This is a genomic window from Rhizobium jaguaris, assembly GCF_003627755.1.
GTDB classification, from domain to species: domain Bacteria; phylum Pseudomonadota; class Alphaproteobacteria; order Rhizobiales; family Rhizobiaceae; genus Rhizobium; species Rhizobium jaguaris.
In genome coordinates, this window is sequence record NZ_CP032694.1 from 2,417,428 (window position 1) to 2,438,353 (window position 20,926).

Annotated in this window: 19 protein-coding genes and 1 pseudogene; 12 read left to right on the forward strand and 8 right to left on the reverse strand. The window is 60.6% G+C overall.

The features are described from left to right. Positions 1-78 precede the first annotated feature (78 nt). Both CCGE525_RS11825 and CCGE525_RS11830 read left to right on the forward strand, forming a co-directional pair. A complete protein-coding gene (locus tag CCGE525_RS11825; protein ID WP_120704424.1) occupies positions 79-1,260 on the forward strand; it encodes a tetratricopeptide repeat protein in 1,182 nt (393 codons plus the stop codon). Positions 1,261-1,355: 95 nt separating this feature from the next. Continuing rightward, positions 1,356-1,754: a tetratricopeptide repeat protein gene (locus tag CCGE525_RS11830; RefSeq protein ID WP_120704425.1), complete on the forward strand. Its 399-nt coding sequence runs from the start codon at positions 1,356-1,358 to the stop codon at positions 1,752-1,754. A gap of 16 nt (positions 1,755-1,770) precedes the next feature. Here CCGE525_RS11830 and CCGE525_RS11835 read toward each other — a convergent pair. After that, positions 1,771-2,624, reverse strand: a pseudogene (locus CCGE525_RS11835) (phytanoyl-CoA dioxygenase family protein). A 384-nt stretch (positions 2,625-3,008) separates the two neighbouring features. Between CCGE525_RS11835 and CCGE525_RS11840 the strand changes: the two are divergent. Then, complete coding sequence (locus tag CCGE525_RS11840) at positions 3,009-3,521, forward strand: hypothetical protein (RefSeq protein ID WP_120704426.1); 513 nt, start codon at positions 3,009-3,011, stop codon at positions 3,519-3,521. Positions 3,522-3,574: 53 nt separating this feature from the next. Here the strand turns inward: CCGE525_RS11840 and CCGE525_RS11845 are convergent, their stop codons facing one another. Beyond that, a complete protein-coding gene (locus tag CCGE525_RS11845; RefSeq protein WP_120704427.1) occupies positions 3,575-4,825 on the reverse strand; it encodes an MFS transporter in 1,251 nt (416 codons plus the stop codon). Positions 4,826-5,127: 302 nt separating this feature from the next. On the opposite strand from CCGE525_RS11845, the gene uvrB reads away from it, so the two are divergent. Beyond that, on the forward strand, positions 5,128-7,992 hold the full coding sequence (uvrB, locus tag CCGE525_RS11850; protein ID WP_120704428.1) for an excinuclease ABC subunit UvrB: 2,865 nt from the start codon (positions 5,128-5,130) through the stop codon (positions 7,990-7,992). A 54-nt stretch (positions 7,993-8,046) separates the two neighbouring features. Here uvrB and CCGE525_RS11855 read toward each other — a convergent pair whose 3' ends face one another. Beyond that, on the reverse strand, positions 8,047-8,559 hold the full coding sequence (locus CCGE525_RS11855; protein WP_120704429.1) for a DUF6428 family protein: 513 nt from the start codon (positions 8,557-8,559) through the stop codon (positions 8,047-8,049). 42 nt (positions 8,560-8,601) lie between these two features. Between CCGE525_RS11855 and CCGE525_RS11860 the strand changes: the two genes are divergently transcribed. From CCGE525_RS11860 to CCGE525_RS11885, 6 genes are all read left to right on the forward strand, one after another. After that, positions 8,602-8,955 carry an ArsR/SmtB family transcription factor gene (locus CCGE525_RS11860; RefSeq protein WP_120704430.1) on the forward strand — a complete coding sequence of 118 codons (354 nt, stop codon included), beginning with the start codon at positions 8,602-8,604 and terminating at the stop codon, positions 8,953-8,955. Between the two features lie 30 nt (positions 8,956-8,985). Then, positions 8,986-9,687 carry an aquaporin gene (locus CCGE525_RS11865; RefSeq protein WP_120704431.1) on the forward strand — a complete coding sequence of 234 codons (702 nt, stop codon included), beginning with the start codon at positions 8,986-8,988 and terminating at the stop codon, positions 9,685-9,687. Further along, the gene (gene arsC, locus CCGE525_RS11870) at positions 9,684-10,112 is read left to right on the forward strand and encodes an arsenate reductase (glutaredoxin) (RefSeq protein WP_120704432.1); all 429 of its coding nucleotides are present in this window, start codon (positions 9,684-9,686) and stop codon (positions 10,110-10,112) included. Before CCGE525_RS11865 ends, arsC begins: the two co-directional genes overlap by 4 nt. Positions 10,113-10,298: 186 nt before the next feature. After that, positions 10,299-11,744 carry an adenylate/guanylate cyclase domain-containing protein gene (locus CCGE525_RS11875; protein ID WP_120704433.1) on the forward strand — a complete coding sequence of 482 codons (1,446 nt, stop codon included), beginning with the start codon at positions 10,299-10,301 and terminating at the stop codon, positions 11,742-11,744. Between the two features lie 139 nt (positions 11,745-11,883). Then, a complete protein-coding gene (locus CCGE525_RS11880) occupies positions 11,884-13,890 on the forward strand; it encodes an ABC transporter ATP-binding protein/permease (protein ID WP_120704434.1) in 2,007 nt (668 codons plus the stop codon). Positions 13,891-14,509: 619 nt separating this feature from the next. Beyond that, the gene (locus tag CCGE525_RS11885) at positions 14,510-14,722 is read left to right on the forward strand and encodes a cold-shock protein (RefSeq protein ID WP_028752932.1); all 213 of its coding nucleotides are present in this window, start codon (positions 14,510-14,512) and stop codon (positions 14,720-14,722) included. A gap of 324 nt (positions 14,723-15,046) precedes the next feature. Here CCGE525_RS11885 and dusA read toward each other — a convergent pair whose 3' ends face one another. Further along, a complete protein-coding gene (dusA, locus tag CCGE525_RS11890; RefSeq protein ID WP_120704435.1) occupies positions 15,047-16,087 on the reverse strand; it encodes a tRNA dihydrouridine(20/20a) synthase DusA in 1,041 nt (346 codons plus the stop codon). 223 nt (positions 16,088-16,310) lie between these two features. After that, positions 16,311-17,282 (reverse strand): DMT family transporter, encoded by a 972-nt coding sequence (locus CCGE525_RS11895; protein WP_120704436.1) that lies wholly within the window; start codon positions 17,280-17,282, stop codon positions 16,311-16,313. A gap of 244 nt (positions 17,283-17,526) precedes the next feature. Between CCGE525_RS11895 and CCGE525_RS11900 the strand changes: the two genes are divergently transcribed. After that, positions 17,527-18,222: a fumarylacetoacetate hydrolase family protein gene (locus CCGE525_RS11900; protein ID WP_120706380.1), complete on the forward strand. Its 696-nt coding sequence runs from the start codon at positions 17,527-17,529 to the stop codon at positions 18,220-18,222. A gap of 15 nt (positions 18,223-18,237) precedes the next feature. Further along, the gene (locus tag CCGE525_RS11905) at positions 18,238-18,768 is read left to right on the forward strand and encodes a gamma carbonic anhydrase family protein (protein ID WP_120704437.1); all 531 of its coding nucleotides are present in this window, start codon (positions 18,238-18,240) and stop codon (positions 18,766-18,768) included. Between the two features lie 49 nt (positions 18,769-18,817). On the opposite strand, the gene CCGE525_RS11910 is transcribed toward CCGE525_RS11905, so the two are convergent. From CCGE525_RS11910 to CCGE525_RS11920, 3 genes are read right to left on the reverse strand one after another with little or no spacing between them, the layout of a single operon-like run. Further along, positions 18,818-19,216 carry a Fur family transcriptional regulator gene (locus CCGE525_RS11910; protein WP_120704438.1) on the reverse strand — a complete coding sequence of 133 codons (399 nt, stop codon included), beginning with the start codon at positions 19,214-19,216 and terminating at the stop codon, positions 18,818-18,820. Continuing rightward, positions 19,213-20,040 (reverse strand): zinc ABC transporter permease subunit ZnuB, encoded by an 828-nt coding sequence (znuB, locus tag CCGE525_RS11915; RefSeq protein WP_120704439.1) that lies wholly within the window; start codon positions 20,038-20,040, stop codon positions 19,213-19,215. Before znuB ends, CCGE525_RS11910 begins: the two co-directional genes overlap by 4 nt. Next, a complete protein-coding gene (locus CCGE525_RS11920) occupies positions 20,033-20,914 on the reverse strand; it encodes an ATP-binding cassette domain-containing protein (protein ID WP_120704440.1) in 882 nt (293 codons plus the stop codon). The genes znuB and CCGE525_RS11920 overlap by 8 nt, the downstream gene beginning before the upstream one ends. Positions 20,915-20,926: the final 12 nt, after the last annotated feature.

Genomic DNA, 20,926 nt, shown 5'->3' on the forward strand with positions numbered 1-20,926 from the left:
GTAGAGACGTCTTGCGCCCTCGCCCACTGCATTATTTAGTATTCACATATAAAGAGATCACGAGTTGAGGGGTGGATCGTGCGTTTCAAAAGAGTGGCCATCGGATTGATTTTTACTCTGGCATCCATCGGCATTGCACGTGCCGATCTCGGACAGGATGCCTACGACCGGGGCGACTACAAGGCGGCGCTGGATTATTGGCGCCCACTCGCGAACAAGGGGGACGCTGCGGCACAGCTGAAACTCGGCGAAATGTACGAGGAAGGCGACGGCGTCGAGAAGGATCTCACGCAAGCGCTCAACTGGTACCGCAAGGCGGCCGATCAGGGCAATGCCGAGGCGCAATTCAACGTCGGCACCATGTATGACGAAGGTGACGGCGTCGCCACCGACAACGCTGAGGCCGTCATCTGGTACCGCAAGGCCGCTGAACAAGGCTATGGCGACGCGCAATACAACCTCGCTTTGATGTACGACAATGGCGAAGGCGTGCCCCAGGACAAGGCGCAAGCCTTCGGTTGGTACAGCAAGGCAGCCGACCAAGGTGACGCTGATGCGCAGTTCAATGTCGCAGACATGTACGACAACGGCGAAGGCGTGATCCAGGATAAGATCAAGGCCATCGCCTGGTATCGCAAATCCGCCGACCAGGGCAATGCCGATGCGCAATACAATCTCGCCATCATGTACGACGAAGGCGACGGCGTTCCTCGGGACGATGCCCAGGCTATCGCCTGGTACCAGAAGGCCGCCGACCAGGGCAAAATCGAAGCGGAATACAATCTCGCCATCATGTATCGCGACGGCGAAGGCGTGCTCAAGGACGGCAATCAAGCCGCCTCATGGTTCCGCAAGGCAGCCGATCAAGGTGACGCCGATGCGCAATATAATCTCGGCACCATGTATGCCGATGGCGATGGAATTGCCGAAGACGATGCTGAGGCCGTTGTCTGGTTCCATAAGGCCGCGGATCAAAACGATGTCGAAGCGGAATACAATCTCGGCGTCATGTATCGCGACGGCGAAGGCGTTGCCAAGAACGGCCCCGAGGCGGTCGACTGGTTCGAGAAGGCGGCCGCTCAGAACTATGTCGATGCTGCCGTCAACCTCGGCGTCATGTACCGCGATGGCGACGGCGTGCCGGTGGATTGGGCAAAATCCTTCGAATGGTTCCGTAAGGCCAAGGCCATGGGCCGCAACGATAATGAACCCGATGACGATAAGGACGGGCCGCCACAGAGGAAGAGCATTCGGATTTGAGATGACCGGATGACGAAGCTGCTCCCAGCCTTGCGTCGACAGTCTGCTATGCTTAGTTCTTGGCTGAACAGGAATCACGGATGGGAGATCGCCGGATGCGGCTCAGACAGATAGGCCTCGGACTGGCGCTGGCACTCTCGGTCGCCTTCCAGGCACACGCCGATGACGGGCAAACCGCCTATGACAAAGGCGATTATGCCAGCGCGCTCGCCCATTGGCAGCCTTTGGCAGACAAAGGCGACGCGGCGTCGCAGGATGGTCTCGGCAGCCTTTATGCACTCGGAAAAGGCGTCCCGCAGGATTATGCCCAGGCCATCACATGGTTTGCCAAGGCCGCTCACCAAGGTCTGCCCAAGGCGCAATTCCACCTTGGCTACGCCTATCTGCGCGGCGACGGCGTCGCCAGAGACCGCAATGTGGCGATAAGCTGGTTCCGGAAAGCCGCCGACCAAGGCTATCAGCCGGCGCAAACCATTCTCGATCACATGAATTGAGCGGGAACACTACGGCTTAGAGCATATCCCCCAGGCTCCAATGATTGCTCCAGCGGGCGTCGATTTCGTCCTCGACATTCTGGTAGCGGATATCGGTCGAGAGGCGCAGGCGGCCGAGCGAGTCGCGATTGGTCGTGGACGCGTGGATCATGTAGGGACTGTGCAGCATCACATCGCCGGCTTCATAATCGGCAGCGAGCCAGCGCGTATTGAAGCGCTCCGCCATGTCGGGCAGATCCTTGGAAACCCAGCCGCCTTCAGTCATGTTCTTGTTGAAGGCGCTGATGCGCTCCTCCGGCCTGAGCGACGCACCCTTGATCGCGAATTCCTTCTCCATATCGGCCCCGATCCGGTGCGATCCCTCGAGATAGACAAGGCCGCCCATGTCGACCGGGATATCGCCGATCGGGATCCAGGCCGTGACGATGCGGCTCGTGCCGCCGCGCAGATAGACCAGATCATAGTGCGCGGGGGTGACGACGCCGGTATTCGGCCGGGTAAAGCGCATGATCTTGCGCTTGTGCAGATAGGAGATGCCCTGCAGGAATTCGTCCATGAAGGAAGCCAGCCGCGGCTGAGAGCAGAAACCCTCATAGGTCACCGAACGGACCAGCGCCATTAGCCGCCGGTCGGTGAACGCTTTGTCGGCTTCTCCCTTGGCGGCCAGGCCGGTCACAGGGTCGGAGCCAGGTTGAAGAAGCCCGGTGTCCATCAAATGCGCGAACACCCAGGCGCGGAATTCGAGCACATCCTGCCGCTTCAGAAATCCCTTGAGCCAGAGATAGCCATGCTCCTGATATTGCTCGCGAAGCGTCCCCATATCAGTCGCGGCATCGGGGGTTCGAGATAGCCGAAACGGTTTTGCGCCATCGATAGGATCTTGCCGTCAGCCTCAAGCGGCGCCAGCCTGGACGCCGCTTCATCCAGCACAGAACCCAACAAACCCGACATCTCAGCCCTCCCGGAATGTGTCACTCACCAGTGACCTCTCCTCAAAGGCTGGACTGGTGTCATCTGAATCATAAGATGAATGGATATCGCTGCCTAGCGACTTTCTTCGCTTTTGCCGTGTCCCGTAGATATATCCCCGCATCGTCTGGCCCGACCAATTGCAAAGGTACGAGGAGCTAAAGCATCACGCCTCATCTTTGTCGCAGACGCGGGATTGCTACATCAGCCGGAGACATGGAAGAGTACAGCAAATAGCTTCCTAATTTATCCGCCAAGGATTTTAGCCGCCAAGGATAGACAGTCGTGATCAAAACATCCCTCATATTGCCCTCTTCGCTCTTTCCGTCGCTACGCATGGGATTGCTGGCCGTTACCTTCGCCCTGCCGCTTTCGCCCCTGCCTACGGCGTCCGCACAGGCTCAGGCCGCTCCCGGCCCTTGCTGGTCGCTGCTGCAGAGCAAGTTTGGTCCGCAGATCGAGAAATCGGTGAACGAGGCCGACCCCTGCAAGAAGCTGCCGGGACTGGACCACAAGGAGAAATTCGAGGTCAAATCGCTCGATGTCTGCAGCGCCGGCGGTGGTGTGCAGATCAACGCCCGCGCCGATCTCGCCTGCAAATCGCACGGTATTGTCCAGGCGACCGTCAAAGGGCAGCTCGAGGCCTCGGTGACCGTCGATGCCGGCGCTTGCAAGATTACCGATTCCCATGTCGCCGTCAGCGGACCGATCGGCGATCTTATTTCCCAAGTGGGTGGAATACAGGAACTGGCCCGCAGCTTTGCACAGGCGAAGATTTCCGAGATCTGCGGCAAATAAGGCTGGAGGCCGGCGGCTCCTCGCCGCCGGCCATGCTTCGACGAGGGCGACGATCAGATCGGCATCGCGCCTTGGGAGTCTTCCGTCCCCTTCCCGCCGAAACGGATGTCCTTCTTCTCGAAACCGAAACCGGAAAACAGCGCCACGACGACGGCGACGATGACCAGCACGATCAACAGCGCAAAGGCATAGTCGCCGTTCCAATGCGCCGCCAGACCCGCCTGGATCGTAGCATTGCCGGAGGCCAGCAGGTTGCCGAGCTGATAAGCAAAACCGGGGAACGTCCCGCGCACCTCGTCGGGTGACAATTCGTTGAGATGCACCGGCACGATGCCCCAGGCGCCCTGCACGAAGAACTGCATCAGGAAAGCGCCGACAGCGAGCAACACCGGCCCCTGTCCATAGACCCACAGCGGCGCAACCGGGATCGCCAGCACTGAAGCGATGACGATCGCCCGTCGCCGGCCGATACGCTGCGACAAGGCCCCGAAGAACAGGCCGCCGATCATCGCGCCGATATTATAGACGATGGCAATGGCGCCGACGGTGTAGCTGTTGTACTGCCGCTGCACCTGGAGGAAGGTCGGGTAGAGATCCTGCGTGCCGTGACTGAAGAAATTGAATGCGGTCATCAGCACCACCGCCCACAAGAATAGCGGGATGTTCTCGCGCAGCACGGTGAGGAAAGACCTTTGCGGCGTCGCCTGCCGCTGAACAAAGGCCGGCGATTCCTGCACGTTACGGCGGATGTAGAACACCAGCAGCGCCGGCAAGGCACCGACCATGAACATGCCGCGCCAGCCGATGATCGGGAACAGCAGGAAGAACAGGATCGAAGCCAGCAGATAGCCGGAGGGATAGCCCGCCTGCAGAATGCCGGACACGATGCCGCGCGACTCCGCGGACACGGTTTCCATGGTCAGCGACGCACCGACACCCCATTCGCCGCCCATCGCGATACCGAAGAGCGCCCTGAGTACCAGGAACATTGTCAGCCCGGTCGAAAAGCCGGTGAGGAACTCGAACAGCGAATAAAGCAGCACATTCGCCATCAGCGTTACCCGCCGGCCGTAACGATCGGCGGCAAGCCCGAAGATCAGCGCTCCGACCGCCCGCATGGCAAGCGTCAGGAAGATCGCCACCGACACCGCCGGAACGTCGGTGTGAAACTCCTCTGCTATATATTTGAGAACGAAGACCAATATGAAGAAATCGAAAGCATCCAACGTCCAGCCGAGATAGGCGGCGAGGACGGTGTGGCGTTGTTGTGGAGATAAAGAGCGCAAACTATCCAATGCTGACATCATGGTCCTCCGACCGGATGGCGGCGGCGAGGCGGGCAATTCCGGATGCCGTCGAAGCAAGGGGGGAGCCGGCACTAGGACCGGGCTGGTTCGACGCTGCGGCGGGCTTCCGCTCCGATACGCGCAAAAGGAGTGTGGCGGATGTCTCGGGCAGCCTTCCCCAACGCATCTATCTTGTGCCTGTTCCATCACATTTAACGTGATACGTTTCGCGTGATAGGAAGCGGAAAAATCTACCGTCTGTTTCCCTTTTGTACTCTTTCCCCCTTCACATCGGCGCTGACTCCCTCCATATTCCGCCAATGGCAAAATCACCGAAAAAATCCCCCGCCCCGACTGGTTTCGAAGAGGCGCCGCAGGCACCGTTTGAAGGCGCGCCGCTCAGCGGCAGCGTTACCGATTGGGTCAAGCAGCTCGAAGCGGAGGCCGAGGCCACCAGCGTCGAAAGCCAGCGCGAGATCGCCTCCAAGGCGGGCAAGCATCGGAAGAAGGTGGAGATCGCGGCCTCGAAATCGGCGCGCGGCACCTCCATGGGCGGTTCCACCGACCCCAAAACACGAGCCGCCGCCGGGCTCAATCCGGTGGCCGGCATGGATACGACGCTGGAAGACGCCGTCAATGCCGGCACGGCCGTCACCGCCACGGTCGAGGCGCTTTCGGCGCTGATCGAAAGCGGCAATCCGCTGCACAAGAACGGCAAGATCTGGACGCCGCACCGCCCTGCCCGACCGGAGAAATCCGAAGGCGGCATCAGCATCCGCATGGCTTCGGAATACCAGCCCGCCGGTGACCAGCCGACGGCGATCCGCGACCTCGTGGAAGGCCTGGAAAACGGCGACCGCAGCCAGGTACTGCTCGGCGTCACCGGCTCCGGCAAGACCTTCACCATGGCCAAGGTGATCGAAGCGACGCAACGCCCCGCCGTCATCCTGGCGCCGAACAAGACGCTGGCGGCGCAGCTCTATTCCGAGTTCAAGAACTTCTTCCCCGCCAATGCGGTCGAATATTTCGTCTCTTACTACGATTATTACCAGCCGGAAGCCTATGTGCCGCGCTCGGATACCTATATCGAGAAGGAATCTTCCATCAACGAGCAGATCGACCGCATGCGCCACTCGGCGACGCGTTCGCTGCTGGAGCGCGATGACTGTATCATCGTCGCCTCGGTCTCCTGCATCTACGGTATCGGCTCGGTCGAGACCTATACGGCCATGACCTTCCAGATGAATGTCGGCGACCGGCTGGACCAGCGCCAGCTCTTGGCCGACCTCGTGGCGCAGCAATACAAGCGCCGCGACATGGATTTCATCCGCGGCTCCTTCCGCGTCCGCGGCGACACCATCGAAATCTTCCCGGCCCACTTGGAGGATGGCGCCTGGCGCATCTCCATGTTCGGCGATGAGATCGACGCCATCACCGAATTCGATCCGCTGACCGGCCAGAAGACCGGCGACCTGAAATCGGTAAAGATCTACGCCAATTCGCACTATGTCACCCCGCGCCCGACGCTGAACGGCGCCATCAAGTCGATCAAGGAGGAGCTGAAGCTCCGCCTCGCCGAGTTGGAAAAGGCCGGCCGCCTGCTGGAAGCGCAGCGCCTGGAACAGCGCACCCGCTACGACGTCGAAATGCTGGAGGCCACCGGCTCCTGCCAGGGCATCGAGAACTATTCGCGCTATCTCACCGGCCGCAACCCCGGCGAGCCGCCGCCGACGCTGTTCGAATATATCCCCGACAACGCCATCATCTTCATCGATGAAAGCCACGTCACCGTGCCGCAGATCGGCGGCATGTATCGCGGCGACTTCCGGCGCAAGGCGACGCTGGCCGAATACGGCTTCCGCCTGCCCTCCTGCATGGACAACCGCCCGCTGCGCTTCGAAGAATGGGACGCCATGCGCCCGGACACCGTCGCGGTGTCGGCGACGCCCGGCGGCTGGGAGATGGAGCAATCCGGTGGGGTCTTTGCCGAGCAGGTCATCCGCCCGACTGGCCTGATCGACCCGCCGGTCGAAGTCCGCTCCGCCCGCACCCAGGTCGACGATGTGCTCGGCGAAATCCGCGAGACCGCCGCCAAGGGCTACCGCACCCTCTGCACGGTGCTGACCAAGCGCATGGCCGAGGACCTGACCGAATATCTGCATGAACAGGGCGTGCGCGTCCGCTACATGCACTCCGACATCGACACGCTGGAGCGCATCGAGATCATTCGCGATCTTCGCCTGGGTGCTTTCGACGTACTCGTCGGCATCAACCTCTTGCGCGAAGGCCTCGACATTCCCGAATGCGGCTTCGTCGCCATCCTCGATGCCGACAAGGAAGGCTTCCTGCGCTCGGAAACCTCGCTGATCCAGACGATCGGCCGTGCAGCGCGTAACGTCGACGGCAAGGTCATCCTCTATGCCGACAACGTCACCGGCTCGATGCAGCGGGCAATGGAGGAAACCAGCCGCCGCCGCGAAAAGCAGATGGCCTACAACGAAGAAAACGGCATCACGCCGGAATCGGTGAAGGCGAAGATTTCCGACATTCTCGACAGCGTCTACGAGAAGGACCATGTCCGCGCCGACATCGGCGGCGCCTCCGGCAAGGGCTTTGCGGATGGCGGCCATCTCGTCGGCAACAACCTGCAGACCCATCTCAACGCGCTGGAAAAAGCCATGCGCGACGCCGCCGCCGACCTCGACTTCGAAAAAGCCGCGCGACTGCGCGACGAAATCAAACGCCTCAAGGCCGCCGAACTCGCCGTCATGGATGACCCGATGGCCCGCGAAGAGGCACGGAGCATCGAAAGCGGCAAAAGTGGCCGCCCAAATTCTTCGAGGCTTCGCCCTTCGGGCTCGGCACCTCAGGATGAGGACGGAGCTGGCGCCTCGGCAGGAGGTAGCCCTCATCCTGAGGAGGGAGCACAGCGACCCTCGAAGGGCTATTTCGCCAAGCCTAACCTCGACGAAATGCGTCCCGGCAGCGAAGCCGGCACGCCGCTCTTCCGAAGGAACACCTTGGACGAGATGACCGTCGGCAGGACGGAGAAGCCGGTGCTCGGCAAAGTGCCGGACAAGCCGATCATCCGGGCGAAGCCTGGCATCGGGTCCTATGAGGATGCGGTGGATGAGAAGCAACGCAAGGGCAGGACGAAGGGGAAGACGGGGCGGCCTGGGCGGTAGGCGGTCTTCAGTTTTCCAGCGGCAGCTTATGGCTCATTGCGCTCATGCCACGGACTACCCGCAGCATTTGGCAGAATTTGCCGATCCGCAACAGCCTGCCGCATGAGCTTGTTCAGCCAGCCAACGGTCACGCGGTTTGCAGCTCGCGGCGCGGGGAACGAGTTCGATATGTACCACGGCATCGCTGATGACAGGAGTCGATGCGCAATAGAGCTGCATCGGCTGCACACCATCGCTTACCTCAAAGGTCAGCTTCGCCGAGCCATCAAGCTGAACATGCTCGGAAACCTTGCGAATGATGGCAGCAAACTTCCCTGCAAGCATATGGGTGCGACCACCCTCCTCGACATCCCAGAGCTGTATGAAAATCTCTGCCCATGCTTCCGGATTGGCCCCGCAGTCCAGCGCCGAAAACTGCCCGGCCTTGACTTCGGTGACGTGGTAGCCAGGCTTTACCGGCCGACCGTCATAGCGAAACACAAGAGGCAAATCGCCAGAACCGGTTAAGGGCTCGAGCAGAAGGCCAAGGCTGATATCCGACGAAGGGGTCTTGTCGATTGCGTTCATTTGAGGTACCCATCATTTCAATATTTCAAGGATTATTGAATTATGGATGAACGTCAAGCCCTCGCGTCGTTCGGTGCGCTCTCTCAGGAGACACGACTGCAGATCGTCCGCATGCTCGTCGTTGCCGGTCCCGACGGCATGTCGGCAGGAACAGTTGCGGAAAAGCTCGATGTATCGCCCTCGAACATCTCGTTCCATCTGAAGGAGCTGGATCGAGCCGGCCTCGTCAGGCAGCAGCGGGAAGCTCGCTCCATCATCTACACCGCTAACTACGATGCGTTGAGCGGCCTCGTACGCTTCCTGATGGAAGACTGCTGTGCAGGCCATCCCGAGATCTGTACGCCAGCGGCGGAGGTTGCCGCCTGCTGCGCGCCCGCGGAAGGAAAAATTCGATGAATGTCCTGATTTGGTTGGTGGCCTGAAGCCATGACTTCTTTTTCGTTTTCGCGCCGCCTCGTTTCTGAGGCCCTCGGCACAGCGCTTCTGGTTGCGACCGTCGTCGGTTCGGGCATTATGGCGGACAGGCTGACGGCGGATACGGCTCTCGCATTGCTCGCCAATACGCTTGCGACGGGTGCGATCCTTGTCGTGCTGATTTCCGTGCTCGGGCCGGTTTCGGGTGCGCACTTCAACCCCGTCGTATCACTGGCCTTCGCGCTCCGCCGCGGGCTGACCGCAAGGTCGACTCTGGCCTATATCGCCGTGCAAATCCTCGGCGGCATTGCCGGAACGATCCTTGCCCATGCCATGTTTGAACTGCCCTTGCTTCAGGCCTCGACCACCATCCGTACCGGCGGCGCGCAATGGCTCGCCGAAGTAACGGCCACATTCGGCCTCGTCTTCGTCATCCTCGCTGGCCTGCGTTTTCGGTCCGAAGCCGTGCCTTGGCTGGTCGGCCTCTACATCACAGCCGCCTATTGGTTCACCGCTTCCACGTCATTCGCCAATCCGGCTGTCGCTATCGCCCGCTCGCTGACGAACACATTTGCCGGCATCCGCCCCGTCGACCTGCCGGGTTTTATCGTCTCGGAAGTTTTCGGCGCATTGCTGGCGCTGATGGTCGCAAGCTGGCTGCTGACGAAACCCCGCGATTCTCAAATTCTCGCCGAAACGGAGCCAGCCCCATGACCATGGACGTCACGATCTACCACAACCCCGAATGCGGGACGTCGCGCAACACACTGGCAATGATCCGCAATACGAGTATCGAACCGACTATCATCGAATATCTGAAAAATCCGCCGAGCCGCGAACAGCTCGTCAGGATGATTGCGGATGCAGGTTTGAGCATCCGCGAGGCAATTCGCGAGAAGGGCACGCCCTACGCCGAACTCGGCCTCGACAATCCTGGCCTGACCGACGACCAGTTGCTGGACGCCATGTTGAAGGACCCGATCCTGATCAACCGCCCATTTGTCATCACGACGATGGGTACACGGCTCGCCCGTCCTTCGGAAGTCGTTCTGGATATCCTGCCCGACACCCACAAAGGCCCCTTCACCAAGGAAGACGGCGAGCAGGTTCTCGATGCCCAGGGCAAACGCCTTGTCTGAACGCGTGCAGCTTCCTGCCGTGCTGGCTGTCGATGCCGTCAGGCCTCATTTTCGACAGCAAGGCTGAGTTCTCCTCCATTCACCCTCAGCGGACGCGCGTCCAATTCTTTGCTATAATCTCCAACAGCCAAGACACCTCCCAAGACACAGCCAAAACCTGATCGATAGCTGAAGCGCAGGTGCCACATGAATGACCTTCAGGAACGGCTCCTTGAAAGCAAGATCGCCGAGATCGAGCAGGCCCGGTCCTGGAGTCCGCGGGTCATCTCCAAATTCGAAACACTGATCCGCAGCGGCGACGACTTGTCCCTTTACCGCGTCAATCCCCTCGCCTTCGCTCGTGACCGGGTCATCGCTGAGGCGGAGAGCATCGATCTGTTTCTCCATGCGACCCGAGGCGGCTTGTTCGAGATGAGCTGGGACGTGGTGTGTCCCCAATCCGGCATGGTGCTCGACAGTTTCGGCGCCTTGCGAACATTGAAGACCCATTATGTCTGCGGCCTCTGCGATGTCAGCGGCGAAACCAACCTCGACGACTTCATCGAGGTGACCTTCACGGTGTCGCCACACCTCCGCCGGCTGCTGTTTCATGATCCCGGCTCGCTGTCGGTCGAGGATTTTCACTGGAAGGCGCGGTTCCTGAGCGACGCGCGATTGCCCGGCCAACAGATCCGGTTTCTCGACGTCCTGCAGGGACTGGTTCGCGGCCTCTCTTTCCTGCCGTCGGGCTCGGTCACGACGTTAAGGGCAGAGCTCGGTCCCGGCGCCCTGGCAGGCATCAATGTCCAGACGCAGGCGAGTTTCGCCTTGCCAGTCGCGGGCGAGCCCGTAACAGTGCCGACGCACCTGTGGATCAGATATGACGGGCAGCGTTTTTCCGCTTCGCTGCCGGCGGTGCCGCCCGGCCCTGTCATCATCGACGTGCAGAACTCCGGTGCCGTGCGCGGCTCGCTGCTGCTGATCAATTGGCCACCCGAAATCCTGGCGCAGACGACCAAGCCGGCTCTCGACTTCGATCCTTACATGTCGGGCGGGATGCTGCTTGCCCGACAGACGTTTCGGCGCCTGTTCCGCTCGGAAAACGTCGACGAGAAGGAAGGTCTAGGTATCCGCCAGGTGACCCTGCTGTTCACGGACCTCAAGGGGTCGACCGCCATGTATGAGCGGCTTGGCGATCTCAATGCCTATGCCCTGGTTCGCGAGCACTTCGCATTGCTCGGCGCGACGGTGCAGGAGCATTCGGGCGCGATCGTCAAGACAATCGGCGACGCCGTGATGGCTGCTTTCTTTCGCCCGGCGGATGCGGTTTCGGCCGCGCTGCACATCCTGGGGGTCATCGCGCGCTACAATGCCGCCCATGGCGACCCCAGCCTTATCCTGAAGATCGGAGCCCATTGCGGCCCCTCGATCGCCGTGAGCCTGAACGAAAACCTCGATTATTTCGGCCAGACCGTCAATGTCGCCGCGCGCGTACAGTCGCTGGCTGATGCGGGAGAGATTTGCATTTCCGAAGCGCTGTTTTCCGCGCCGGGCGTCAGCCAACTCCTCGCCGGCCACAATTTGGTAGCCTTCGAGGCTCCTCTTCGGGGCGTCGAGGGAACCGCATGCGTGTACCGCGTGATGCCCAATTAGACTTCGCAGAGGCACTGCCGGAGCCGGCCAAGCCCTGCGAATTCGCGCGGCGACCGCCTCATTTTCTCGACAAGCCCTCCGGCACCATGTTCGACATCGGCATCATGAAACCTTTCGATTTTTAAGCCGTTGTCGCGCTATGACCGACGATAAATTGAATCCGAAATCGGTCGGGGGCACCAACCCGGACGGTTCTGAACAGTCGCACGCGGACAAGGCATCGACTGTCGAGGCCGCGCCGCCGCAAGATGTCATCGAACCCGATCCAGAACTGACGCCTGAGGAGGCCGAGCAGGCGCGCAAGCGGTATTTGCTCAGGCGTTTCTGGATCAGCGCGCGCGGTTACTGGGGCCGTGGCGGCGACGGGCTCGCCTGGCCGTGCTCAATCGGCCTATTGATCCTGATCGGCACCAATGTCGGTTTCCTGTATGGAATCAATATCTGGAATCGCGCAATTTTTGACGCCATAGAGCAACACAATGCCGGCAGCGTCTATTTTCTAAGCGCCGTATTCCTGCCGCTCGTGTTTGGAAGCGTGGCCCTTGTCACTATCCAAGTCTACATTCGCATGATGATCCAGCGACGCTGGCGTTCCTGGGTTACTGCCGCAGTCATCGCGCGCTGGCTCGCAAACGGCCGTTACTATCAATTGAACCTCATCGGCGGCGACCACAAGAACCCCGAAGCGCGCATCGCGGAGGATTTGCGCATCGCCACCGAATCACCCGTCGATTTCATCGCTGGTGTCATTTCCGCATTTCTGTCAGCCTCGACCTTCATCGTCGTGCTCTGGACGATCGGCGGGGCGCTCACCCTGACGGCCGCAGGTTTGACCGTCACCATTCCTGGCTTCCTCGTCATCACGGCGGTACTCTATGCCGCGATCACGTCCAGCTCGATGGCGGTCATCGGCCGCCATTTCGTCCACGTCTCCGAGGTCAAAAATCAGGCGGAAGCCGAATTTCGCTACACCTTGACGCATGTGCGGGAAAACGGCGAGAGCATCGCATTGCTCGGCGGTGAAGAGGAGGAGCGCAGCGACCTCGACAAGACCTTCGCCAATGTGCTGAGGCAATGGGCGCTCCTTGCACACCAGCACATGCGCACAACGCTTGTGTCGCAGGGGTCGAGCCTGTTCGCGCCAGTCGTGCCGATTTTGCTTTGCGCTCCAAAATTTCTCGAAGGCAGCATGACGCTTGGACAAGTCATGCAGGCTGCCTCCGCCTTCGCAATCGTTCAGAGCGCGTTCGGATGGCTGGTCGACAACTACCCCCGTCTCGCCGATTGGAACGCCTGTGCACGGCGCATCGCTTCGCTGATGATGTCGCTCGACGGGCTCGAGCGCGCAGAAAAGAGCAACGCCTTGGGACGCATCAAGCACGGTGAAACTGAAGGCGATACGATGCTCAGCCTGAATGATCTCTCCGTGTCGCTCGACGACGGTACCGCCGTGGTCAAGGAAACCCAGGTCGTGGTCGAACCAGGCGAGCGGGTGCTGGTGGCCGGAGAATCCGGGACGGGTAAAAGCACGCTGGTGCGGGCTATCGCCGGTCTTTGGCCGTGGGGTGGCGGCAGCGTCAACTTCCATGCCGACAGACAATTGTTCATGTTGCCGCAGGGGCCTTACATCCCTTCCGGCACGCTTCGCCGTGCCGTCGCCTATCCTCGCGCCGCCGATGACTGGACGCTGGATGAGATCGAAGCGGCCCTCGACAAGGTGGGACTCGATTATCTGAACGACAAGATCGAGGAAGACGCGCCATGGGATCAGACGTTGTCGGGTGGAGAAAAGCAGCGGCTCGCCTTTGCGCGTCTCCTGCTACACAATCCCGATATCATCGTGCTGGACGAAGCAACGTCAGCGCTCGATGAAAAGAGCCAGGACAAGATGATGGAGATGGTGATCCGGGAATTGCCGAGGGTCACCATCATAAGCGTAGCGCATCGCGCCGAGCTGGAAGCCTTCCATAGCCGCAAGGTCACATTGGAGCGACGCGAGGGCGTCGCCAAGCTTGTCAGCGACATTGATCTTGTCCCGCGCAAGCGACGACGGAACCTGGTTTCGCGCCTTTTGGAGAACCGGCGCTCACTACCGAAAGGGAACGCGACCTCGACTGAAGCGACGCTATCCCGGGATAGAAATTGAAGTCCACCCGTTAGGGTTCCCGGAAGACTTGGGCAAGCCTGCGTTGAAAGAGAAGCTTGCGACGCACGCACCATTACGCGGCTCAAGAAAGCTTCCCGGGCATCTCTATCACCGGCCGAAACCATCCACCGAGAGCTGAAAGCCCAACGACGACTTCTGGTGTGAAGCGAACGGATTATTGCGCAGCGATAACCTTTGCCGTTATTGAACTCATCGCAAACAAATTGTCATCATGACTGTGCCGTCGATCGGCGCCTGCGCGACTCCTGCTGCAATGTGGTACCAAAACGAAACAAGGATGATCATTGCCAGGCTGTGCGCTGCTTTCCAACCCCTTGAAATTCCCGCCCTATCTCGCGCTGTTCTCGCTTTGCCCCAATATTGCCCCTTGCCTTTTGTCGCAAATCCTGTCACCCATACACCCGCTCGGGCATTTGCATGCCGGTGACTGGACTGATTTGGCAATGCCGACTGCGCGAGGCAGCCTCAGAGGTTTATCCTCTGCGTAGACGTTCTTTCCCCGTACGTGACTTCTCGACTGGTCTTTGCGTAGGGCAAAGGCTAAACCGCTCGGGGCAGCCCGGGCAGACATCAGACTGTAGGGAAAAGGACTATCCCAATGGCCACCAAGGGCATCGTAAAATTCTTCAACCAGGACAAGGGTTTTGGTTTCATCACCCCGGACGGCGGCGCTAAGGACGTATTCGTCCATATTTCCGCTCTCCAGGCTTCCGGCATCCAGTCGCTCCGCGAAGGCCAGCAGGTTACCTTCGACACCGAGCCGGATCGCATGGGCAAGGGCCCGAAGGCTGTCAACATCAAGGCTTCCTAAGTCTTAGTTGATACCTGGCTAAGGTTTCAAACGGTGCGGTAAAAACCGCGCCGTTTTTGCGTTTGTACTGCAGAATCCCTTCTCCCCGCCGGGGAGAAGGCGCCCGAAGAGTGGATGAGGCGCGGCAAATGCGGGGCCCTATCTCGCCCTTGGCGGGCGAGAAAGCAATTTCACTGGCTTAGGAATTGCGACACGGCGGGCTCTACACATTCAAGGGCTTAGCGCAATTTCTAAGCCATTGAAATTGCAAGAGCGGGGGTCTCTTTTCTTGCGTTGATAAGCGGAAGCTTCGGTGCGTCCACGCCTACCCCCGCTCTTGCAGTGCTAAGCACTCACCCGCTCGCTCTCGCCGGCAAAATCCACCGCCGCAAAGGCCGCAGCGATCACCTCCGGCCCCGCCCCCGGCTTGTTGGCGTCCGTGGAGAGGATCTGGCGGTAGCGGCGCGAGCCCGGCAGGCCAGTGAACAGGCCGACCATGTGGCGGGCGACATGCTGCAGGCGGCCGCCATGAGCGATATGACGCTCCGTATAGGCCATCATTCTGTCGCGCAGGTCCGCCCAATCCGGCTCAACGGACGCTTCGCCATAGAAGCGATGGTCGACATCGGCGAGGATGGTAGCATTCTGATACGCGGCGCGGCCGAGCATGACGCCGTCGACATGGGCAAGATGCGCTTCGGCCTGATCCAGCGTCTGGATGCCGCCGTTGATGCCGATGAAGACATCCGGCCAGCGCTCTTTCATCCGGTAGACGATGTCGTAGTCCAGCGGCGGGATCTCGCGATTTTCCTTGGGCGACAGGCCCTTCAGCCAGGCCTTGCGGGCATGGATCCAGATCGCATCGGCGCCGGCATCGAGCACGCGGGTGATCAGCTCGGGCAGCGCCTGTTCCGGCTCCTGCTCATCGACACCGATGCGGCATTTCACCGTCACCGGCGCCTTGGACACCCTCTTCATCGCTGCGATGCAAGCCGCCACCGTCTCCGGCGTCAGCATCAGGCAGGCGCCGAAGATGCCGGACTGCACACGATCCGATGGACAGCCGACATTGAGATTGATCTCATCATAATTATGGGCCTCGGCGATCCGCACGGCTTCCGCAAGCTTGGCCGGATCGGAGCCGCCGAGCTGCAGCGCCACGGGATGCTCGGAGGCATCATGCCCCAACAGCCGGTCGCGCGGTCCATGGATGATCGCATCGGCCACCACCATCTCGGTATAGAGCAGCGCATGGCGGCTGATCTGCCGGTGCAAAAAACGACAATGCCGGTCCGTCCAGTCGATCATGGGAGCGACGGCGAAAACGGGCTTGCGGCTATAGAGGCTATCCGCCGGCACTCCGGACTTTTCTGCCGATTTTGTCATGTCTTGTCTGCTCGCATAAACTTTGTTCTGGCCCGCTCGAAGCGTCTGTTGCCGTGTCGAAGCGACCTTAAAAGGCGCATGGCAACAAGATGGGCACGATTTCGTGAGGCGATATACAACACAGATAGGAATAAAGCGAGATGGCGTCAAAGTTCAAACCAAGCCGCAAATCTTCGTCCGGCGAGGCGTCGCGCTAAGACGAGCAGCAACGCCACTCCGAACATCAGGGCTTTGCCGCCGCGAGTTCGGTCTTCGGCTTCAGTAGGGTGACAAGCAGCAGGCCGACGACGATGATCGCTGCGCCTTCGAGGTGGTAGGACTGCAACTGCTCGCCGAGAAGCAGGTAGGCGAGTATGGCGGTAAAGATTGTCTGGAGGTAGAGCATCAGGCCGGCCCGGGCCGCACCGAGCGCCTCGACGCTCCGATTGAAGAGGTAGTAGGTGATGGCCCCACCAGGGATCGCGACATAAGCGAGCGCGATCAGCCCGTTGCCGTTGAGCGCCGAGCGCTCGTCGGACACAAGCTCCCAGAGGTAGAACGGCAGCGCCGTCAGCACTGCAGCGCCCAGAAGCAGCACCAGGAGCGGAAGCCGCTCTATGTCGAACTTCGCGCGGCGGAGCAGGACGGTGTACAGACTGAAGCAGAAAGAGCCGGCGACGATCCACAGCTCTCCCGGATTGATATCGAGGCGCATCAATACGGCCGGGCTGCCCTTGATGACGATGACGACGATGCCCAGAAAGGCGAGGATCGATCCCGTCACCTGCCAGGTTCCCATCGGCTCGCCCAGAATGAGGCGGGCAAGGACCATGGTGATAATGGGAATCAGAGCCATGATAATGCCGGCCGTCGTGGCATCCGCATGTTGGAGGCCAGTGAAGAGCAGGCCCTGGCATATCGCAAGCCCGATGCCGCCGATGCAGAGGAGTTCCAGAGGACGAGCCCGCACAAGCGCAACCATGGCGCCAAAATGCCGGTGCACGATCGGCAGCAGAATGGCCCAGGCGATCAGCACACGCCAGAAGCAGAGCGCCCAGGGCGGCATTTCATGAGAGACCCATTTCGCGGCGATATAGACGCCGGCTGACAGAAGCCAGCAGAGGACCGACACAGAATAGGCGACCGCAAGCGAGTTGCCCGTCGCCTGTTCCGTCCCAGTGTGATCGGTGTGGACCCCCAAGACATTTATCGCCATGGTTTAGCTATGCCACAGTTTCGCTCATCTGCACAGATGTGTAGAGTCTGCAGGCGCCACGGCAAATACCCTGCCATCGTTCCTCAGCGTGTCAGCGTGCAAAGAAAAGCCCTTCTACCCCCACGCTTGAACCAAAACCTTTCCGAAGGTTGGTTTTCCCCTCCGCTTCATTGGTGCTAGGTTGCCGTCGGAGTCGGAAGGCATGGATCTTCTGGCAGCAGACGAACTATTTGAAGAGATTGTCATGACCGAACAGTTTGCCACCGTCATCCCCCTGCCCGCACCCGTCCTACTGCCGATCGAAGGCGAAACCGCATCCTTCCCCGTGCGCCGCGTCTATTGTGTCGGCCGCAACTATGCCGACCACGCGATCGAGATGGGCCACGACCCCAGCCGCGAACCGCCCTTCTTCTTTCAGAAAAACCCAGACAACCTGTTGCCGAACAGTGATTTCCCCTATCCGCCGTTGTCGTCAGATGTGCATCATGAGGTCGAGCTGGTGATCGCGCTGAAAAGCGGCGGCGCCGACATTCCAGCCGAGAGAGCGCTGGATTACATTTACGGCTATGCCGTCGGCATCGATTTCACCCGCCGCGACTTACAGGGCGAAGCCAAGAAGCTCGGCCGCCCCTGGGAAGTCGGCAAGGCCTTCGAACACTCCGGCCCTGTTTCCGCCATCGTCCCGGCAACGCGCGTCGGCCATCCCGATAAAGGCGGCATCTGGCTGATGCGTAACGGCGAGTCGGCACAGAGGGGCGACCTCTCGCAAATGATCTGGAAGGTGCCGGAGATCATCGCCGAGCTTTCGAAACTGTTCACGCTGGCGCCCGGCGATGTCATCATGACCGGCACGCCGGCCGGCGTCGGCCCTGTCGCGCGCGGCGACAAGATCACCTGCGCCGTCGATGGCGTCGCATCGCTGGTGCTGAACGTCGTTTGATCGAGGAGAAACGAGATGCCGCTTTATGCCCTTGCCGGCCTCGTGCCGAAGACGCCCGATCCCGGCCGCTACTGGATCGCACCTGACGCAAGTGTGATCGGCAAGGTCGAGCTCGGCGAAGATGTCGGCATCTGGTTCGGCGCGGTTCTGCGCGGTGACAATGAGCCTATTGTCATCGGCAAAGGCACCAACATCCAGGAAGGAACGATGGTGCACACCGACCCCGCCTTCCCGACAACGATCGGCGAAGGCTGTACCATCGGTCACCATGCGATCATCCATGGCTGCACGATCGGCGACAATTCGCTGATCGGCATGGGCGCCACGATCCTGAATGGCGCGAAGATCGGCAGCAATTGCCTCGTCGGTGCCAATGCACTGGTGACCGAAGGCAAGGAATTTCCGGATGGCTCGTTGATCGTCGGCGCTCCAGCCAAGGCGATCCGCACGCTGGACGAGACTGCAATCGAAGGCCTGCGCCGCTCGGCGCGCAACTATGTCACCAATTGGCAGCGCTTTGCCCGCGACCTCAAGAGACTGGATTAGCCGTACTTCCAAAAGTGCGCGGGGCTTTGGAATAGCCCCGCGCCGACATTCAGGCGGCACAGCTCACACAGTGGCCGCGAATTTCTATGGTCGATTTCTCGGCCTTGAATTTGTGCGACTTCAGCCAATCCATCAGCCGATCATCCACTCCATGGTCGTGGAATTCGATCACCTGGCCGCAACTTTCGCAGATGGCGAAAGCGACGAGGCCGTGGCTATGGCAATTCTCATCCGGATGAGCGCAGGCGACGAAGGAATTGATGCTCTCGAGGCGATGGACGACGCCGTATTCCAGCAGCTTGTCCAGCGCCCTGTAGACCTGTAGCGGTGCGCGGAAGCCATGGTCGCGCAGCTTGTCGAGGATAGTATAGGCGCTGAGCGGCGCTTCCGCCTTGGTCAGGACATCGAAAACGAGCGACTGGTTCTTGGTGAGTGTCGGAGTGGTCATGATTCCTGTCCTCCCTGATGCGCCGCCGGCGCGCCGGCCCTGCGGGCAAGGGGCAGCAGACTGAAGATAAACAAAACGAGTGCCGCCACCACGATCGATGGGCCGGAGGGCGTATCGTAACGCAACGAACCGAACAGTCCGCCGATGACGGCGACGGCGCCGACCAGCGAAGCAAAGACGGCCATCATCTCCGGCGTCGCGGCAAAGCGGCGTGCGGTGGCGGCGGGGATGATCAGCAGCGCGGTGATCAGCAGTATACCGACGATCTTCATCGCGATGGCGATAACGACCGCCATCAACAGCATGAAAAACAGCTTCGCCCGCTCCGGCTCTAGTCCCTCTGCCTCGGCCAGCTCCGGATTGACGGTGGACGCGAGCAGTGGCCGCCAAAGCCAGGCGATCGCCGCCAGCACCAGAATGCCGCCGCCCCAGATCAGAGCGATATCCGAGCTGCTGACCGCGAGAATGTCGCCGAACAGGAAAGCGATGAGATCGATCCTTACCCAGCTCATGAAAGCGACGATGACAAGGCCGATCGCCAGCGTCGCATGCGACAGAATGCCGAGCAACGCATCCGCCGACAGCGCCTGCCGGCGCTGCAGAAACAGCAGCAGGATCGACACGGCCGCAGCGACCGCGAAGACGGAGAGCGTCAGATTGAGCTGGAAGAGCAGCGACAGCGCCACGCCGAGCAATGCCGAATGCGAGATCGTATCGCCGAAATAGGCCATGCGCCGCCAGATGATGAAGCAGCCGAGCGGCCCCGTGGTCAGCGCCAGCCCGACGCCCGCGACGACGGCGCGCAGGAAGAAATCGTCAAACATGGCGTTCTCCCGCGGCATGATGATCATGGTCATGATGGGCGTTCCCGTGCTCATGATCATGATCATGGCTGTGATGACCGTCATCGGCGCGGCAATCATCGGTGATCGAGCCGTCGGCATGCTGGACGCGGCCGTCAGGCAGGTGCGTGTGGTCGTGATGATGGCTATAGATCGCCAGCGATTGTGCCGCCCGTGTGCCGAACAGCTTCACATATTCGGGGCTCTGGGTGACCGCCTGCGGCGTACCGCGGCAGCAGACATGACCATTGAGGCAGACAACGGTGTCGGTCGCGGCCATGACGACATGCAGATCATGTGAGATCAGCAGAATGCCGCAGCCTTCGGAATTGCGGATCGATTTGATGAGATCGTAAAGCGCGATCTCGCCGCTGAAATCGACCCCCTGTACTGGTTCATCCAGCACCAGCAGGTCCGGCTTGCGGGCAATGGCGCGCGCCAGCAATGCCCGCTGGAACTCGCCGCCGGAGAGGTGCTGCACCTCCGCCTTGGCGAGATGGGCGATGCCCACCGCCTCCAAAGCCGCCTTCAACTCCGCTTCGGGCAAGGGTCCGGTCAACGTCATCAAACGGTGCACGCTCAGCGGCAGAGTCCAGTCGATGGCGAGTTTCTGCGGCACATAACCAACCTTGAGGCCGGCAATACGCTCTACACTGCCTTCAGTCGGCTTCAACACGCCGATCGCAGTCTTTGCGCTCGTGGATTTGCCGGAGCCGTTCGGGCCGATCAGGGTGACGATCTCGCCGCGGCTCACCGAAAAATCGACGCCGCGCACCAGCCAGCGACCGCCGCGGCGGACGCCGACGTCATGCAGCGACACTAGCGGCTGGCTCTTATTGTCCACGGAAGAAAGCATGAAATTTCCATT